Origin of the sequence: Thauera propionica (genome assembly GCF_002245655.1) — a bacterium.
Classification (GTDB): domain Bacteria; phylum Pseudomonadota; class Gammaproteobacteria; order Burkholderiales; family Rhodocyclaceae; genus Thauera; species Thauera propionica.
Genome location: NZ_NOIH01000034.1, coordinates 1 through 3,853 on the forward strand (window position 1 = coordinate 1; position 3,853 = coordinate 3,853).

Below are 3,853 nucleotides of genomic sequence, written 5' to 3' on the forward strand. Positions count from 1 at the left end.
TAACGAATAGGGTTTATCCCTCGCGCCGCAAGCGCCGTTCGGTGCGCAGGCGCCTGCCGCGAGGGATAAGCCTTGTTGAACTGAACCGCCGCTCAGGCGGTGATACTGGGGATTCTACGCGCGGGTCATCCACATCGGATAGCGCGCGGCAGGGTCGGGTCAGCAACGAGTATCCGACGCCGCTGAGCCGCTCGCGACCATCGCCGTAATGGGCCGCGATCGGGTGCCGGCCGTGCATCCGGCGTGCGGTGTCGGTCGCGTTCAGCAGACGGGGGACGTGCCACGGCCTGCCGGTGCGGACGTTGCATCGGCAAGGGCCGAGACGGGGGAGCGTGAGTGTTCATGGCGGCCCATCCCGACAGCGCGGTGCAGGCGCGGGCGGATCGTACCGGCGAGCCATGACGATCTCGACCGTGTGCCAACGCCCGACCCCACAGTGCGGGCAGCATCGCGGGTCCTCACCGCTCACGCGGGCGAGGAAGTCTGCGGCCGCTTCGATCACCGCCGGCTGCGGTGCCGGCGTCTGGAGTGCCACACGGGCGGCGGCGAGCCGGGCCCGCTTGTGGCCGCAGGCGAGCAGCCCGTAGTGGCGCAGGCGCTTGAAGCCGGCCGGCAGCACGTGGCGCAGGAAGCGTCCGATGAAGGTGTCGGTCGGCAGGCTGACCGTACGTTTGCCACCGGTCTGGTTGTCGCGCACCCGAAGGCGCACCTGGCCCGCATCGCAGCCAAGCAGGCGGTCGTTCGAGAGCGCCACGCGGTGCGTGTAGCGGGCAAGGTAGTCGAGCACCTGGGCGGGTCCGCCGGGCGGCGGCTTGGCGTAGACCACCCAGTCGTGCGCGAGCAGCGCACGACGTCGGGCTTGCCATGCACCCGGCGCAGCGCTCGGATCGTCGGCCAGCTCGCCGCTGCGGTGGGCCGCGTCGAGCCGCGTGAGGAGCTTGCCGCGAAACACCTTCGAGGCGGCCTGGACGGGAAACAGGAAGCGCGTACCGCGCGCCGGTGTGCGCCATCTGCCCTCGGCGTCGAGCCCGCCACAGGTGATCAGGGCGTGCACATGCAGGTGCATGCGCAGGTCCTGGCTCCAGGTGTGGAGCACGAGGCTGAAACCGGGCACGGCGCCCAGCCAGCGCGGGTTGGCGGCGAGCTCGAGCAAGGTGGCCGCCGCACTATCGAACAACGCACCGTAGAGCCAGCGCGGGTGCCGGATCGCCAGTGGATTGAGCGCGTGGGGCAGCGTGAACACCCAGTGTGCGTAGGGCACCGGCAGCACCTCGCGCAGGCGCGCCGCACGCCAGGCCTCCTTGGCCCGCGTCTGGCACTGCGGGCAATGGCGGTTGCGACACGAGCGCCAGACATGGCGCTCGGCGCCGCAGTTTGCGCAACGCTCGCGTACGCCGCCGAGCGCGGCGGTGCGGCAGTCGACGATGGCACGCCAGGCCCGCGCCTGGGTGGGCGACAGCGCATGGCTGCTGCGGTAGCTGCTGCCGTGCGTGCGCAGGATGCCGGCCAGCGTGGGCCGGTCCATGGCCGCTCGGCCTCAGAGCCGGCGCAGCAGATCGAGCGGGCTGTCGTGGGGGATTGAACCCGGACGCGCCAGATGCAGGTAGCGCTGCGTGGTCGACAGGTGGCCGTGGCCCAGGAGCTTCGCGAGCGTGGCAAGATCGACGCCGGCCTCCAGCAGATGGGTGGCGAAGGCGTGGCGTAGCGTGTGGATGCCGCCCGTCTTGGTGATGCCGGCCCGATCGCGGGCACGGTAGTACGCACGTTGCGCACTGCTGACGTCGAATGGCCGGGCGGCGTCGGTGGTGCGAGGGAACAGCCAGTCGCGGGGTTTGCAGATGCGCCAATAGACGCGCAGCGCTTCGAGCAGGCTCGGACTGAGCAGCGTGTAGCGATCCTTGCCACCCTTGCCCGCCACCACCCTGATGCACATGCGATCCGGCGCGCTGTCGATGTCGGCGACGCGCAGCGCGCACACCTCGGACACCCGCAGTCCGGCCGCGTAAGCCGTCATCAACAGCGTGCGCGTGCGCAGATTGGCGGCCGCCTCGAACAGGCGCGCCAGTTCCTCGCGCGAGAGGATCTCCGGCTGACGCTGCGGCGTGTGCGCGTAGGGAATCGTGATGGCCTCGGCCGTGCGGCCCAGCACGATGTCGAAGAAGAACTTCAGGGCGCACACGGCTTGGTTCACGGTGGTGTAGGCCAGGTGCCGCTCGGTGATCCGGTGCAGCAGCCAGGCCTTCACCTGTGCGGCATCGAGGCGGTCGGGACTGCAGTGGTAGTGCGCGGCCAACTGCGCCACCACCGACAGGTAGGCCTGCTGCGTGCGCCGTGCCAATCCGCGCAGCACCATCGCGTCGATCATCTGCTGACGTAAGGGGCTCATGACACTTCTCCTTGAACGCGGGGACATCCCCGGTTTCAAGGTAGGTCGTCGTCGCAGACGTCATGAAAAACGCGGTGGCGCTTGGGTTCGCGGCCACCGCGTCAGCGGTTTAGTTCAACTTTGTTTTAGGGCGACTGCCCTGCTGCGTAACATCGTTGCTGCTCCATAACATCAAACATCGACCCACGGCGTAACGCGCTTGCTGCTTGGATGCCCGAGGCATAGACTGTACAAAAAAACAGTCATAACAAGCCATGAAAACCGCCACTGCGCCGTTACCACCGCTGCGTTCGGTCAAGGTTCTGGACCAGTTGCGTGAGCGCATACGCTACTTGCATTACAGCTTACCAACCGAACAGGCTTATGTCCACTGGGTTCGTGCCTTCATCCGTTTCCACGGTGTGCGTCACCCGGCAACCTTGGGCAGCAGCGAAGTCGAGGCATTTCTGTCCTGGCTGGCGAACGAGCGCAAGGTTTCGGTCTCCACGCATCGTCAGGCATTGGCGGCCTTGCTGTTCTTCTACGGCAAGGTGCTGTGCACGGATCTGCCCTGGCTTCAGGAGATCGGAAGACCTCGGCCGTCGCGGCGCTTGCCGGTGGTGCTGACCCCGGATGAAGTGGTTCGCATCCTCGGTTTTCTGGAAGGCGAGCATCGTTTGTTCGCCCAGCTTCTGTATGGAACGGGCATGCGGATCAGTGAGGGTTTGCAACTGCGGGTCAAGGATCTGGATTTCGATCACGGCACGATCATCGTGCGGGAGGGCAAGGGCTCCAAGGATCGGGCCTTGATGTTACCCGAGAGCTTGGCACCCAGCCTGCGCGAGCAGCTGTCGCGTGCACGGGCATGGTGGCTGAAGGACCAGGCCGAGGGCCGCAGCGGCGTTGCGCTTCCCGACGCCCTTGAGCGGAAGTATCCGCGCGCCGGGCATTCCTGGCCGTGGTTCTGGGTTTTTGCGCAGCACACGCATTCGACCGATCCACGGAGCGGTGTCGTGCGTCGCCATCACATGTATGACCAGACCTTTCAGCGCGCCTTCAAACGTGCCGTAGAACAAGCAGGCATCACGAAGCCCGCCACACCGCACACCCTCCGCCACTCGTTCGCGACGGCCTTGCTCCGCAGCGGTTACGACATTCGAACCGTGCAGGATCTGCTCGGCCATTCCGACGTCTCTACGACGATGATTTACACGCATGTGCTGAAAGTTGGCGGTGCCGGAGTGCGCTCACCGCTTGATGCGCTGCCGCCCCTCACTAGTGAGAGGTAGGGCAGCGCAAGTCAATCCTGGCGGATTCACTACCCCTGCGCGAAGGCCATCGGTGCCGCATCGAACGGCCGGTTGCGGAAAGTCCTCCCTGCGTCCGCAGATGGCCGAGGGCGTGTAAAAACGGTTACGGCTGCTAGCACCGGCGGTGGCTTCTCGTCGCCTCATGCAATGCAAGTCATTCGATGATTGCGGATTGGCG

3 protein-coding genes are annotated in these 3,853 nt (G+C 66.4%); 1 reads left to right on the forward strand and 2 read right to left on the reverse strand.

Going from position 1 to position 3,853, the window contains the following annotated elements; translation table 11 throughout:
- Positions 1-340 precede the first annotated feature (340 nt).
- Positions 341-1,525: an IS91 family transposase gene (locus tag CGK74_RS17375; protein WP_048707283.1), complete on the reverse strand. Its 1,185-nt coding sequence runs from the start codon at positions 1,523-1,525 to the stop codon at positions 341-343.
- 12 nt (positions 1,526-1,537) lie between these two features.
- On the reverse strand, positions 1,538-2,386 hold the full coding sequence (locus CGK74_RS17380; protein ID WP_048707287.1) for a tyrosine-type recombinase/integrase: 849 nt from the start codon (positions 2,384-2,386) through the stop codon (positions 1,538-1,540).
- 254 nt (positions 2,387-2,640) lie between these two features.
- Here CGK74_RS17380 and intI1 point away from each other — a divergent pair, with 254 nt between their 5' ends.
- Positions 2,641-3,654 carry a class 1 integron integrase IntI1 gene (gene intI1 / locus CGK74_RS17385; RefSeq protein WP_000845039.1) on the forward strand — a complete coding sequence of 338 codons (1,014 nt, stop codon included), beginning with the start codon at positions 2,641-2,643 and terminating at the stop codon, positions 3,652-3,654.
- Positions 3,655-3,853: the final 199 nt, after the last annotated feature.

Bases quoted from the DNA above. Each gene is read 5' to 3' on its own strand.
- CGK74_RS17375 (WP_048707283.1), bottom strand. From the start codon at position 1,525: ATGGACCGGCCCACGCTGGCCGGCATCCTGCGCACGCACGGCAGCAGC.
- CGK74_RS17380 (WP_048707287.1), bottom strand. From the start codon at position 2,386: ATGAGCCCCTTACGTCAGCAGATGATCGACGCGATGGTGCTGCGCGGA.
- intI1 (WP_000845039.1), top strand. From the start codon at position 2,641: ATGAAAACCGCCACTGCGCCGTTACCACCGCTGCGTTCGGTCAAGGTT.